Genomic DNA, 13690 nt, shown 5'->3' with positions numbered 1-13690 from the left:
CCGCCACCGCACACACCAAGCACGCCCCGCCCGGGCCTCACAGCCGGAACTCCGCAATCAAGGGCAGATGGTCCGACATGCGCCACCAGATGCGGCCACGGGGCACCTGCAGCGACAGCGGCGTGAGCCCGCGCGCATACACATGGTCGAGCTGCGCCAAGGGCAGGCGTGCGGGGTAGGTGAAGGTGCGGGGCGCATCCCATTCATACAGGCCAAAACCCGCCAGCATGCGCTTGAGCAACTGCCCCCAGTCGTTGAAGTCACCCGCCACCACCAGCGGCGTGCCGGGCGGCACCTCGCGCTCGATGAAGGCCTGCAGGCGCTCGATCTGGCGGATGCGGCTGCCGGGGATCAGGCCCAGGTGCACAACGATCACATGCACATTGCGGCCCTGCACGTCCACCTCCACGTGCAGCAGGCCGCGCTGTTCAAAGCGATGGTCCGAGATGTCTTCATGCTGGTGCCCGATCACCGGCCAGCGGGTCAGCAGCGCATTGCCATGTTCGCCGTGCTTGGTGATGGCGTTGGTGCGGTACACCGCCTCGTAGCCTTCGGGCGCCAGAAACTCGGCCTGCGGCAGCTCAGGCCAGCGCTGGAAATACGCCGCCTCGCGCCGGTGCAGCTTGCGCACCTCCTGCAGGCACACGATGTCGGCATCGAGCTGCTCCACCGCCAGGCCCAGGTTGTGAATCTCCAGCCGCCGCGCGGGCCCGATGCCTTGCACCCCCTTGTGGATGTTGTAGGTGGCTACGCGCAGGATGTCGTCGTGTTGCATGGTCCTAGGAGGGGTAGTTGAACGCGCTCGCCAGCGCCGCGATGGGTGCGATAGGCAAGGCGCGAGGACGCGGCGGGCTCATGCCCGCAAGGAGGAGCAACGCCGCATGGCGCTCCCAGCTCGGTGCTGGCGAATGCGTAGCGTGCCCACTCGACAAGCGAACGTCAACGAAGCAGCGAGAGTCAGTATCCATGAGGCGCCCTTGAAAACGGCAAGCGGTCAATTGCCGCTCCTAGGACTGGAGATTGTGTCGCAAGCCATGGTAGCAAGGGGTTTGCCCGACGACCGCAGGATGGTGCTGCGCCTTACACTGACACCCCTAATTTATTGAGCACGCAGGGACGGCCCCGACCCCCATGGCTACCGAGAGCGGCCCCAATCCCGCCCCACCGACCCAGGCGCTGATCGTGGACAGCAATGCCACATCGCGCAGCATCCTGGTGGGACAGTTGCGCGAATACGGCGTGACCCGCATCGTGCAATGCTCCCGTGTGCAGGACGCGCGCGCCCGGCTGGAGCACACGGTGTTCGACTACGTGTTGTGCGACCAGTTTTTTGGCGAGTCCAACTACTCGGGCCAGACCCTGCTGGACGACCTGCGGCGCGCGCAGCTGCTGCCGTTTTCCACCGTGTTCTTCATGGTGACGGCCGAGGCGTCGTATGCCGCCGTGGCCGAGGCTGCCGAGTCGGCCCTGGACGGCTACCTGCTCAAGCCCTTCACGCCCAGCGCGCTGTTCGAGCGCCTGAGCCTGGCGCGCCTGCGCAAGATCCATCTCAAACCCATTTTCGACGCCATCGAGGCCGAGGATTTCGAGCAGGCCGCCGCGCTGTGCGTGGAGCGCTTTGAGGCCCACAAGCCCTACTGGCTGTACGCCGCCCGCATTGGGTCGGAGCTGCTGCTGCGCCTGGGCCGGCACGACGAGGCGCGCACCCTGTTCGAGGCCGTGATCGCGGCGCGTGCCCTCCCCTGGGCCAAGCTGGGCGTGGCCCGTGCGCAGATCGAATCAGGACAGGCCGCGCGCGCCATCACCACCTTGCAGGAGCTGATTGGCGAGGACGCCTCGTTTGCCGACGCCTACGACGTGCTGGGCCGCGCGCAGGTGGAGATGGGCAACTTTGCGCAGGCCATCGAGACCTACCGAACGGCCAGCACCCTCACGCCCGACTCGGTCGTGCGGCTTCAGAAGCTGGGAATGATGTCGTATTACATGGGCGACCGCGCCACGGCCACCAAGGTGCTGGCGCGCGCCACGGTGCTGGGCATTGACTCCAAGCTGTTCGACTACCAGTCGCTGGTGCTGCTGACGTTTGCCTATTACGCCGAAAACGACCGCAAGGGCATTGAGCGCTGCATGGCCGACTTTGCCCGCATCCTGGAGCGCCACCACAGCAGCGCACGCATCCGTCGGTTTGCGGAGGTGGCGCGCGCGCTGCAGCTCATCCAGCAGCGGCAGTTCTCGCAGGCAGTCGAATCGGTGCGTGGCATGGCCCGCGAGATCACGTCCAGCACCTTTGACTTTGAAGCCGCCTGCAACCTGGGCAGCCTGCTGGCCGTGTTGGCCGTCACATCCATTGAGCTGCCCGAGGGTGACAGCTGGGTGCGCGCCCTGGGCATGCGCTATGCCAACACAAGGGGTCTGACCGAGTTGATGGCCAATGCCTGCAACCTGCATGAGCCCTACAGCGAGCTGGTGCGCGACTGCCTGCAACGGGTCAACAAGACGGCCGAAGTCGCGATGGCACAAAGCCTGGGGGGCGACCCGGGCGGGGCTGTGCAAAACCTGCTGGCCGAGGCCGAGCGCACCCTCAACTCCAAACTGCTGGATATGGCCCAGCAGGTGCTGCTGCGCCACAGCGCGCGCATGGCCGCGCCCGAGCCGCTGCAGGCAGCCATCGACGCACTGCGCACCCGCATGGGCACGGCCCCGGCAAGGGCCATCCTGGGGCAAGACAGCGAGCGGCATCCCGGCGGCGTGGCACTGCGGGTGCGCAGCAGCGGCGACAACGCACCGGCACGCATCCCACCGCCTCCGCAAGACAGCCTGGCACTGAACCCAGCACCCACTGACGAGGCCGACGACCCTGCGGCAGCCCTGCGGCTGCGGCCGCCAGACTCTCCTTGAGACAACGGCGCCTGGCCCGCGGCCGTCCTCAACAACTGGCCAGCGGCCAGTGGCTCGCCGGATTTTCAGGGGCTCACGAACCGGGGCAGCAACAGGCAAGCCTCGGCATTGGAGGCAGAAAAACACCGGTCTGCTGCCTGCTGCCAGGGCAGCCACTCATAGGCATCGTGCTCGCGCGGGCTCAGCACCACGGGTGTCCCGGGGGGTACACACAGGCCAAACACGCGCTCGCGGTTGCGCACCACGCCGGGGGCATAACGGTGCAGCCATTGGGGCCAGATGTCGTACACGTTCTCCAGCGCCCAGTCGGTCAGCCGGCAACCCGGTGCCTGGGTGTCTATGCCGGTTTCTTCGGCGACTTCACGGCGGGCCGTCTCGGCAAAGGGCTCGTCCAGCGCGTCCTTGCTACCGGTGACCGACTGCCAATGCCCTTCGCCCCCGGTGCGACGGATCAGCAGCACGTCCAGCGCAGGCGTGTGGATCACCACCAGCACCGACTCCGGAAGCTTGTACGGCCGCTGCGGCCCGGCGGTTGCCATGGCTCGGCGCCCTTTGCCTTCAACCGCCCTTGGGGCGCTGGGCTGCCGTGGTGGTGGGTACGGGCGGGGGCAGCTCCTTGGCCTGCAACGCGCGCGCCTGCACCACCAGCTGGTTGTGTGCGTCCAGAAACGCTGCGGCGATGACCTTGCCCTCGTTGGTATTGCTCCAGCCAGCGCCTGCGGCGCCGCCCAGCTTGCCGAATACCAGGCCGCCCACCCCGAGGTCGGTAGTGCGTGCGGAGCCGGTGGCCGCTGCCACCTGCTCGGTGGTTTCGTTGTCGGACAGCAGCAAGGCCGTCTGCGCTTCCTTGAACTTGACCTGCTCCACCAGCCCGGCCAGGCCTGCAATGTCGCGCAGCACCGGGATCATGGCGATCACCCCGGCCAGGCCCCGGCCCGCATCCTGTTCGCTGAACGTGAGGCTGGGCGTGAGCGTGTACTGCGCCTCGTAGCCCTTGCCCTTGGCCACGGTGGAGTTGTTCTTGCGCAGCACACCTGCGTCCTTCAGTTCCTGCTCCTGAATCGTCCCCTTCAGGCCGGCCGCCCGGTCCACCACCCGGAAGCACCCGCTCTGCTGAGCCAGCAGCTTGACCAGCGGCACCGGCGACGAAGGCAGCTGGTAGCCTGAACCCATGATGTAGCCGTTGGGGTTCTCGGCCAGCGCCAGGGTGGCCACGGGCGCATCACAACGCACCAGCTCGCGGGCCGCGTTCTGCGCACCCTGCGGTCCGGCCGAGCCCGTGACCACCGAGCCGCCCTGCCCCAGTTCGGTCTTCTTCTCGCCACATCCGGCCAGGGCGATGCAGGCGGCCGCTGCCAGCAGCCAATGGGAGCGTGTCAACAAACGCATGGAGGTACCTCTTTCAATCCGCGCCCGGCGGTCAGCGGCCGACGCGCCGCGCATGAAAAAAGCGGCCCGGGCACCAGGCCCGAGCCGCTTGTTGTGCGATGCATGGCTGCATACGCGAAGGACGTGATGCGTCCGAAATCAGGCCGCAGTCTTGACCGCGTCGGGGTTGCGCAGGCGGATGTGCAGCTCGCGCAACTGCTTTTCGTCCACAGGGCTGGGCGCCTGCGTGAGCAGACACTGGGCGCGCTGGGTCTTGGGGAAGGCGATCACGTCGCGGATCGACTCGGCACCGGTCATCAGCGTCACGATGCGGTCCAGGCCAAAGGCCAGGCCACCGTGCGGGGGCGCGCCGTACTGCAGCGCGTCCAGCAGGAAGCCGAACTTGAGCTGGGCTTCCTCGGGCGTGATGTTGAGGGCGTCGAACACCTTCTGCTGCACATCGGCGCGGTGGATACGGACGGAGCCGCCACCCATTTCCCAGCCGTTGAGCACCATGTCGTAGCCCTTGGAGATGCACTTCTCGGGCGCGGTGACCATCCAGTCTTCGTGGCCGTCCTTGGGACTGGTGAAGGGGTGGTGCACCGAGTTCCAGCGCTGGTTTTCCTCGTCGTACTCGAACATCGGGAAGTCCACCACCCACAGCGGCGCCCAGCGGTCTTCAAACAGGCCGTTCTTCTTGCCGAACTCGCTGTGGCCGATCTTGATGCGCAGCGCGCCAATGGCGTCGTTGACGATCTTTTCCTTGTCGGCGCCGAAGAAGATCAGGTCGCCGTCTTGTGCACCGGTGCGCTCCAGCACCGCTTGCAGGGCGGTGTCGTGGATGTTCTTCACGATGGGCGACTGCAGGCCGTCACGGCCCTTGGCCAGCTCGTTCACGCGGATGTAGGCCAGGCCCTTGGCGCCGTATATCTTGACGAACTCGGTGTAGGCGTCGATCTCGCCGCGGCTGATGCCGCCGTTTTCCTTGGAGCCGCCGGGAATGCGCAGGGCCACGACGCGGCCGTTCTTCATGTTGGCGGCACCCGAGAACACCTTGAAGTCCACGTCCTTCATCACGTCGGTCAGCTCGGTGAATTCGAGCTTCACACGCAGGTCGGGCTTGTCGGAGCCATACAGGCGCGCAGCGTCCTGGTAGGTCATGACGGGGAACTCGCCCAGGTCCACGCCCAGCGTGTTCTGGAACACCGTCTTGATCATGCCCTGGAACATGTCGCGGATGTCCTGCTCTTCCATGAACGATGTTTCGATATCGATCTGGGTGAATTCAGGCTGGCGGTCAGCGCGCAGGTCTTCGTCGCGGAAGCACTTGGTGATCTGGTAATAACGGTCGAAGCCCGCCACCATCAGCAGCTGCTTGAACAGCTGGGGCGACTGGGGCAGCGCGAAGAACTGGCCGTCATGCACGCGGCTGGGCACGAGGTAGTCGCGCGCGCCTTCGGGCGTGCTCTTGGTGAGCATGGGGGTTTCGATGTCGATGAAGCCGTTGGCATCAAGGAACTTGCGCACCTCCATGGCCACCTTGTAGCGCAGCATCAGGTTGTTCTGCATGTACGGGCGGCGCAGGTCCAGCACGCGGTGCGTGAGGCGCGTGGTTTCGGACAGGTTGTCTTCGTCGATCTGGAACGGAGGCGTGACCGAAGGGTTGAGCACGTTCAGCTCATGGCACAGCACTTCGATCTGGCCGGTCTTGAGCTTGTCGTTGGTGGTGCCGGCGGGGCGAGCACGCACCACACCCTTGACCTGCACGCAGAACTCGTTGCGCACGTCTTCGGCGATCTTGAACATCTCGGCGCGGTCGGGGTCGCACACCACCTGCACGTAGCCTTCGCGGTCACGCAGGTCGATGAAGATCACGCCACCATGGTCACGGCGGCGGTTCACCCAGCCCGACAGGGTAACGGTTTGGCCCAACAGGGCTTCGGTCACAAGACCGCAATAGTGGGAACGCATGGCCATGACAAAACTTCCGGCGCCGCAGGGCGCGTTGACGTTGAAAGAGATTGCTTTTCTTCTTACTTGGGCGGGGGCAGCGTGGGGTCCGCCGGAGCCACCACACCCATGGAGACGATGTACTTGAGGGCACTGTCCACGCTCATTTCGAGCTCGACACAGTCGCTCTTGCGCACCATCACAAAATACCCACCGGTGGGATTCGGGGTGGTGGGCACGTATACGCTGACGAACTCGTCGCGCAGATAGGCAGCCACTTCACCATTGGGAGCACCCGTGACGAACGCCACGGTCCACACCCCTTCGCGGGGCCACTGCACGAGCACGGCCTTGCGAAAGGCGTTGCCGCTCTCGGAAAACAGCGTGTCCGACACCTGCTTGACGCTGGAGTAGATGGACCGCACCACGGGAATGCGGTGCACCAGCGCATCGCCCCACTCCACGAGCTTGCGGCCCGCGAAGTTGCTGGCAATGGCACCCACCACCAGCAAGATGGCCAGCGTGAGCACCACGCCAAAGCCCGGGACATGCACCCCGAGCAGCTTGTCGGGCTGCCACGCGCCCGGCAGGATCTGCAGGGTCTGGTCGAGCGTGCTCACAATCCAGTTGAGCACCCAGGCCGTGATGACACCGGGCACGATGACCAGAAGGCCTGTCAACAGCCATTTGCGCAAGGCAGCCATGCAGGTCCTCAGCTCGAAGAGGAAGAAGTGCCGCTGGCACTTCCAGCGCTAGTGGTACTTGCGCTGGATGCTTCCTTTTTAGGAGCATCACCACCACTGGCAGATGCAGAAGACTCGGTCTTGGATTCCGACTTGGCTTCGGTCGCGGGAGCGGAGCTGCCCCCGCTGCCTCCCCGGAAATCCGTCACATACCAGCCCGAACCTTTGAGCTGGAATCCCGCCGCAGTGACCTGCTTGGAGAAGGCTTCAGCGCCGCAGGCGGGGCACACCGTCAGGGGTGCATCGGAGATTTTTTGCAGCACATCCTTGGCATGGCCGCAGGAGCCGCATTTGTAGGCGTAAATAGGCATGTCAGTGTGTTGAGGGAAAGTGCAAAACCCTCAATTATAGGCGGCATGCCTATCTGCAAGGCCCGCACCATGGCGCGGGCCCGGGCATTCAGCTGGCACTGCCTTGGTAGTGGGTGACGTGCCCCTTGTGATCATCAATCCACTGCGGCGCCAACGAACCCGCCAGCATGCCTACCAAAGCGGCCAGCACACCTGCCAGTTGTTGCGGGAAAGCCTCCGAAAGCATGGGGCTCGCCACAAACAGCAGCCAGACACCCAGGCCCATTGCCACGGCCAGCAGGGCGCCTTGGGTGGTGGCGCGTTTCCAGTACAGGCCAAACACCAGCGGCACAAAGGCACCGACCAACGGCACCTGGTACGCACCCGACACCAACTCATAGATCGAGGTGCCCTGCATGGTGATGGCATAGGTCAGCACACAGCCCGTGAACACCAACACGGAGATGCGCATTGCCTTGAGGGTCTGCTGATCATTCATCCCAGGGCGCAGGTTGTGCAGGATGTTTTCAACAAATGTGGTGGAAGGCGCCAGCAAGGTAGCGGATGCAGTAGACATGATGGCCGATAGAAGCGCGCCAAAAAACGCCACCTGTAGCATCAATGGCATGCGCTCCATCACCAGGGTGGGCAATACCTTCTGGGGGTCATCTTTGAGCAGCGCCTGCGCCGTTTCGGGCATCACCAAGACTGCAGCGGTGACCACGAACATCGGGATGAAGGCAAACAGCAAATACAACAGGCCGCCGATCACCGGTCCCTTGCGCGCGGTGGCAGCGCTATTGGACGACATGACGCGCTGGAACACGTCCTGCTGAGGGATGGAGCCCAGCATCATGGTGATGGCAGCAGCGATGAAAAATGTCCATTCCTTGACGCCCCCGGTCGGGAAGAAATGGAACTTACCCTCACGCGCCGCAAATTCGACCACCTTGCCTGCACCACCCGCCAGGTCGGCCGCATACCAGGCAATGGCCAGCAGGCCCACGCCGATGACGATCATTTGCACAAAGTCGGTCATGGCGACAGACCACATACCGCCGTACAGGGTGTAAACCAGCACCACCAGCGTGCCAATGATCATGCCCATGGTGATCGACACAGCGCCTTGGGTGAGCAGGTTGAACACCAGGCCCAGGGCCGTGATCTGCGCAGCCACCCAGCCCAGGTAGCTGAACATGATGATGGCCGAGCAGGCCACTTCAATCACACGGCCGTAGCGCTGGCGGTAGTAGTCGCCCAGGGTGATAAGGTTCTTTTGGTAGAGCTTGTAGGCGAAAAACAGTCCCACCAACACCAGACACATGGACGCGCCAAAGGGGTCTTCCACGACGGCGCCCAGCCCTCCATCCACAAAGCGGGCAGAAACCCCCAGCACGGTTTCGGATCCAAACCAGGTGGCAAACGTGGTGGCTATCACCACCGCCAGCGGCAGGCTACGCCCGGCTACCGCATAGTCAGCGGTGTTGTGCACGCGAGTGGCCGCATACAGGCCCACACCAATCGAAACCAACAGGTACAGAACGATGAATGACAACAGCATGGCGCCGCTCCAAAACTCCAGGGGTGGTAGCGAAAAAGGCAGCGCGCGCGCAAAGTGGCTGGGGTGGTCACACTGCGGCGCCTGACGACCATGGGGCCGCAGCCCCGCTTACAAACACGTTACAAAATTGCTGCGGATTATGAAGGCAACTTTTGTGCCGCAGACGCTAAAAAACCCGGATGCGCATGAATAGCTGCATGGCAAGCAGCCCCAGCACAAACCCCACACCGCCATAAATGATGGATTGCAGCAGCCGGTTGGTGCGTTTTTGTGCCTCCAGCAACTCGCGCAGGGCGGGCTGGTGGTCTGCGGGGCGCTGGCGCAGCGCGTCGTAGATCAGGCGCGGCAGCTCGGGCAACAGCTTGGCGTAGTGCGGCGCCTCGGCCCGCAGTTCGCGCCACAGGCGCTGGGGGCCCATCTGTTCCAGCATCCACTTTTCGAGGAACGGCTTGGCCGTGCTCCACAGGTCCAGGTCCGGGTCCAGCTCGCGGCCTAGGCCCTCGATGTTGAGCAGGGTTTTTTGCAGCAGCACCAGCTGGGGCTGGATCTCGACGTGGAAGCGGCGCGAGGTCTGGAACAGGCGCATCAGCACCAGGCCGAGCGAGATTTCCTTGAGCGGGCGGTCAAAGTACGGCTCGCACACGGCGCGGATGGCCGATTCGAGATCGTTGACCCGCGTTTCGGGCGGTACCCAGCCGCTTTCGATGTGCAGCTCGGCCACGCGCTTGTAGTCGCGCCGGAAGAACGCCACAAAGTTCTGCGCCAGGTATTCCTTGTCCACTTCGGTCAGCGTGCCCACGATGCCGAAGTCCAGCGAGATGTAGCGGCCGAACGTGGCGGGCTCCAGGCTCACCTGGATGTTGCCCGGGTGCATGTCGGCGTGGAAGAACCCGTCGCGAAACACCTGGGTGAAGAAGATGGTCACGCCGTCGCGCGCCAGCTTGGGGATGTCCACCCCTGCTTCGCGCAGGCGCTCGATCTGGCTGATGGGCACGCCCTTCATGCGCTGCATCACCATGACCTCGGGGTGGCAGAAGTCCCAGAAGATCTCGGGGATCAGCACCAGGTCGAGCCCCGCCATGTTGCGGCGCAGCTGGGCCGCGTTGGAGGCCTCGCGCACCAGGTCCAGCTCGTCGTGCAGGTAGTTGTCGAACTCGGCGACCACCTCGCGGGGCTTGAGGCGCTTGCCGTCGGCCGACAGACTCTCCACCCAGCCCGCCATCATGCGCATGAGGCTCAGGTCCTTTTCGATCACCGGCAGCATGCCAGGCCGCAGTACCTTGACGGCCACCTCGCGCTCAATGCCCTGGCGGTCGCGCAGCGTGGCGAAATGCACCTGGGCGATGGACGCGCTGGCCACCGGTGTGCGGTCGAAGGAGGTGAACACCTCGTCCACCGGACGACGGAAGGCACGCTCGATGGTGGCGATGGCGATGTCGGGGTCGAATGGCGGCACGCGGTCCTGCAGGCGGGCCAGTTCGTCCGCGATGTCGGGCGGAAGCAGGTCGCGGCGGGTGGACAGCACCTGGCCGAACTTGACGAAGATGGGCCCCAGGCTTTCCAGCGCCTCGCGCAGGCGTTGCCCACGCGGTGCATCCAGATTGCGCCCGATGGACACGATGCGCGAGATCATGCGCAGCCAGGGCTTTTGAAAGCTGTCGAGCAGCAAGCCATCCAGGCCGAACCGGAACACCACCCACAGGATGGCCGCCCCCCGCAAGAAGCGCTTCATGCGTCGGCCCGGTCCGAACCACCCGAGGGTGACAGCGGTGCAGCCGCCGGAGCGCCGGGCGCCACCGGTGCCGTCGCAACCACCACCGAGGAAGACGCCGCGCTGGCGGCGGCCATGCGCGAACCTACAAACTGGCGCAATGTCTGGGCCGCCCGGCCGGCGACCTGCGCCAGCGTGTGTGCAGGGGCATCACCGATCACGCGGGCCAGGTCTTCTTCCACATCCCAGCGCACATGGTCCACCAGCCAGTTGATCTCTGCCGCCAGTTGCACGTCACCTTCAATGCGGATGGACGGCTTGTCGCCACGCAACGCGGCCTGGGCCAGGGTGATGGGAGAGGTGTCGGTCACTTCCAGCCGCAGGTCGGGCACCGCGGATTCGGGCGCCAGGTTGAGCAGGCCAGCCGGGGTGATGACCAGCGACAGGGAATAGGCCCGCCACTGCACCCGCGCGATGCGGCCTTTTTGGCGCACCAGCCGGTCCGTGGCCTCTTTTTCCTGCATCAGCACATGGTTGAGAAACAGCACCAGGCGTTGCTGCACTTCGTGGACCAGCCATTGCGGGGGCTGCGGGCCAGCGGCCAGGCGCTCGAAGAGGCCGTCCAGAAAAGGAAAAGGGGACTGTGGTGTTGCCATAGTCCCCGATTATTCCCTGAACTGGAATGCCCGTGACCCGCAGGGGCCCCATGGGCTGCGTTTACTGCAGCGCTTGCACGCCAGCCACCAGCCAGCCGGTGTTGCCGGTCTTGGGCTTGGTCATGTTCCAGACCTCCCGGAACGGGCTGGGCCCGGCCGAGGGTTCTTCGCGGATCATGCCGGAGAACTCGACGCTGGCCATGTAGCCATCGCCCAGGTCTTCGATGCCCAGCAGCTGCGCCTCGATCATCACCACATCGGTGTGGTTGGGCTGCGTGCCCCGGTGGGCTTCGCGCTCGGCCAGCTGGGTGCGGATTTCATCGAGCATGTTGTCCGTCATCATGGACCGCAGGGTTGCTATGTCCGAACGGTCCCACGCGCCTTGCAGGGTCACAAAGTTGCGCTTGGCGGCCGACAGGAAACCCTCGGTGTCGAAATCTGCGGGCACACCCCAGTTCTGCGAGCCCGACAGGCCCGAGCCGATCACCACACCCGAGCCCACGCCCCCCTGACCGGCACGCGAGGCGTCAAACGCCATGCTGCTGCGCTCCCAGGGGCGGGCCGATGCGTCGTTGCCCACGTTGTTGGGGCTGTACTGCGGAGGCACCTGCGCAGCGGCAGGCGTTGCGGCCCCCGCGCCCTGGAAGGCGAACGGAGCGCCACCCGCCGCATTGCCAGCGCCATTGCCGCCACCGTTGCGCGACCGCATGACCATCTTGAAGATGGCAAACGCCGCCAGCGCCAGCAGCGCAATCATCAGAATGTTGGCAAAGCCTGCGCCCAGACCCAGCGAGTGCGCTAGCCAGGCCAGGCCCAGCCCAGCTGCCAGGCCGCCCAGCATGGCGCCCCAGGGCTTCTTGGCCGGAGCGGCCGGGGCTGCCGCAGGGGTGGCGGTGGCAGGCTTGGCGGCCGCCGCCGTGTTGGTCGCACTCTGTGCGGGTGCGCCCGGTGCAGCGGGCGGCGTGGCCGACTCGCGCTGCGTCACGTTGCTGGACTGCTTGCCCACCGATTTGCCACCACCCAGTCGCCGCGCGGCGTCGGCATCGGCGTGTGCAAACGCCAGCATCGCGACCAACACCACAGACCACAGTTTCATCATGACTTCTCCGTCTCCGTTATCGACCGAGCAAACCGCTCAGCACTTGATTCCAACATGGAGGGCGACAATTCCCCCCGTCATGTTGTGATAGTCCACATGCCCAAAACCATTTTTTTGCATGAGGCTTTTGAGTTCTTCCTGCCCCGGGTGCATGCGGATGGACTCGGCCAGGTAGCGGTAGCTGGCGTCGTCGCCCGCCACCAGCTTGCCCAGCTGGGGCAGTACCTTGAATGAGTACCAGTCGTACACCTTCTCCAGCGGCTTGGCCACCTTGGAAAACTCCAGCACCAGCAGCTTGCCGCCGGGCTTGAGCACTCGGCACATTTCGGCAATGGCCTGGTCCTTGTGGGTCATGTTGCGCAAGCCAAAAGCCACGCTCACCACGTCGAAATGCGCGTCGGGGAACGGCAGCTTTTCAGCGTCGCAGACCAGCGTAGGCAGCACCACGCCCTCGTTGATGAGACGGTCACGGCCCACACGCAGCATGGCCTCGTTGATGTCGGTGTGCACCACACGGCCCGAGGCGCCCACCTTCTTGGAAAACGCCAGCGCCAGGTCACCCGTGCCACCGGCAATGTCCAGCACCTGGCTGCCTTCGCGCAGGTTGGCCACCATCACGGTGTAAGCCTTCCAGGCGCGGTGCAGGCCCGCCGACATGAGGTCGTTCATCACGTCGTATTTGGAGGCCACGGAATCGAACACACCGCGCACGCGGCGTGCCTTTTCCTGCTCGTCCACCGACTGAAAACCGAAATGCGTGGTGCTCATAAGAATCATGCTAGGCGCGTGAACGCCAGAGGTACAGCGACAACCCCGCACTGAATTGGGGCATCTGTCGCAATTTGGAGAACGCTATTGAAACAAAACCAGCCGCTAGCGCAAGCAAATATTGCGTTGACAGCTATATTTTCAATAGCACCTTGGTGAACAGGGGCTTGTGCAGCTGAAGGTGCCAGCCCCCCCCCCGCGCGTCTGCGCACAGCCTCAGTGGCCGCCGCAGGCATGGCCCCCTGCACCACCCTTGGGCGCCATGGGCGCGTCGCGATCGGCTCCGGCCGCAGCCAGCCGCTCGGTGTACTGGGCCCACAGCGCGTCCTGCTTCTGGCCCAGTTCGTAAAGGTAGTCCCAGGTGAAGATGCCGCTGTCGTGCCCGTCAGAGAACGTGGGCTTGACGGCGTAGTTGCCCACGGGCTCCAGGTTGACCAGCGCCACATTGCGCTTGCCCGTCTGCAGCACCTCTTGGCCCGGGCCGTGGCCCTGCACTTCGGCCGAGGGCGAGTACACGCGCATCAGCTCGAACGGAATGCGGAACGTGGCGCCATCCGAAAAGCCCACCTCCAGCACGCGCGACTGTTCATGCACCGTCAGGGCCTGTGGCGTGGGAGCGCCCGCTTTCAAACCTGCCATGGAATCA

13 protein-coding genes are annotated in these 13690 nt (G+C 64.7%); 1 reads left to right on the top strand and 12 read right to left on the bottom strand.

Going from position 1 to position 13690, the window contains the following annotated elements; genetic code table 11:
* Positions 1 to 37: 37 nt before the first annotated feature.
* Positions 38 to 775 carry an endonuclease/exonuclease/phosphatase family protein gene (locus tag ACODSU_RS05855; protein ID WP_015012752.1) on the bottom strand — a complete coding sequence of 246 codons (738 nt, stop codon included), beginning with the start codon at positions 773 to 775 and terminating at the stop codon, positions 38 to 40.
* A 356-nt stretch (positions 776 to 1131) separates the two neighbouring features.
* Between ACODSU_RS05855 and ACODSU_RS05850 the strand changes: the two genes are divergently transcribed.
* Entirely contained in the window at positions 1132 to 2898 is a 1767-nt protein-coding gene (locus tag ACODSU_RS05850; protein WP_488840785.1) for a response regulator, read from the top strand.
* Positions 2899 to 2963: 65 nt separating this feature from the next.
* Here the strand turns inward: ACODSU_RS05850 and nudB are convergent, their stop codons facing one another.
* The 11 genes from nudB to ACODSU_RS05795 form a co-directional block, all read right to left on the bottom strand.
* Entirely contained in the window at positions 2964 to 3437 is a 474-nt protein-coding gene (gene nudB, locus ACODSU_RS05845) for a dihydroneopterin triphosphate diphosphatase (protein WP_488840783.1), read from the bottom strand.
* A gap of 19 nt (positions 3438 to 3456) precedes the next feature.
* Entirely contained in the window at positions 3457 to 4287 is an 831-nt protein-coding gene (locus ACODSU_RS05840) for a CsgG/HfaB family protein (RefSeq protein WP_060986754.1), read from the bottom strand.
* 138 nt (positions 4288 to 4425) lie between these two features.
* Entirely contained in the window at positions 4426 to 6243 is a 1818-nt protein-coding gene (gene aspS, locus ACODSU_RS05835; protein ID WP_060986755.1) for an aspartate--tRNA ligase, read from the bottom strand.
* Between the two features lie 56 nt (positions 6244 to 6299).
* Complete coding sequence (locus ACODSU_RS05830; RefSeq protein WP_015012747.1) at positions 6300 to 6920, bottom strand: DUF502 domain-containing protein; 621 nt, start codon at positions 6918 to 6920, stop codon at positions 6300 to 6302.
* An 8-nt stretch (positions 6921 to 6928) separates the two neighbouring features.
* Positions 6929 to 7270 carry an FmdB family zinc ribbon protein gene (locus ACODSU_RS05825; RefSeq protein WP_110959688.1) on the bottom strand — a complete coding sequence of 114 codons (342 nt, stop codon included), beginning with the start codon at positions 7268 to 7270 and terminating at the stop codon, positions 6929 to 6931.
* 88 nt (positions 7271 to 7358) lie between these two features.
* Positions 7359 to 8810, bottom strand: coding sequence for a high affinity choline transporter 1 (locus tag ACODSU_RS05820; RefSeq protein ID WP_488840781.1), 1452 nt, complete (start codon positions 8808 to 8810; stop codon positions 7359 to 7361).
* A 166-nt stretch (positions 8811 to 8976) separates the two neighbouring features.
* Complete coding sequence (ubiB, locus tag ACODSU_RS05815) at positions 8977 to 10542, bottom strand: ubiquinone biosynthesis regulatory protein kinase UbiB (RefSeq protein WP_488840779.1); 1566 nt, start codon at positions 10540 to 10542, stop codon at positions 8977 to 8979.
* Entirely contained in the window at positions 10539 to 11177 is a 639-nt protein-coding gene (locus ACODSU_RS05810) for a hypothetical protein (protein ID WP_488840777.1), read from the bottom strand. The genes ubiB and ACODSU_RS05810 overlap by 4 nt, the downstream gene beginning before the upstream one ends.
* 61 nt (positions 11178 to 11238) lie before the next feature.
* Complete coding sequence (locus ACODSU_RS05805) at positions 11239 to 12276, bottom strand: Tim44 domain-containing protein (protein WP_488840775.1); 1038 nt, start codon at positions 12274 to 12276, stop codon at positions 11239 to 11241.
* A gap of 36 nt (positions 12277 to 12312) precedes the next feature.
* Positions 12313 to 13044: a bifunctional demethylmenaquinone methyltransferase/2-methoxy-6-polyprenyl-1,4-benzoquinol methylase UbiE gene (ubiE, locus tag ACODSU_RS05800; protein ID WP_015012742.1), complete on the bottom strand. Its 732-nt coding sequence runs from the start codon at positions 13042 to 13044 to the stop codon at positions 12313 to 12315.
* 216 nt (positions 13045 to 13260) lie between these two features.
* The gene (locus ACODSU_RS05795; protein ID WP_015012741.1) at positions 13261 to 13683 is read right to left on the bottom strand and encodes a gamma-butyrobetaine hydroxylase family protein; all 423 of its coding nucleotides are present in this window, start codon (positions 13681 to 13683) and stop codon (positions 13261 to 13263) included.
* Between the last annotated feature and the right edge of the window lie 7 nt (positions 13684 to 13690).

This window comes from Acidovorax sp. FG48, from assembly GCF_057809085.1.
This window is presented reverse-complemented; position numbering and strand designations above follow the sequence as displayed.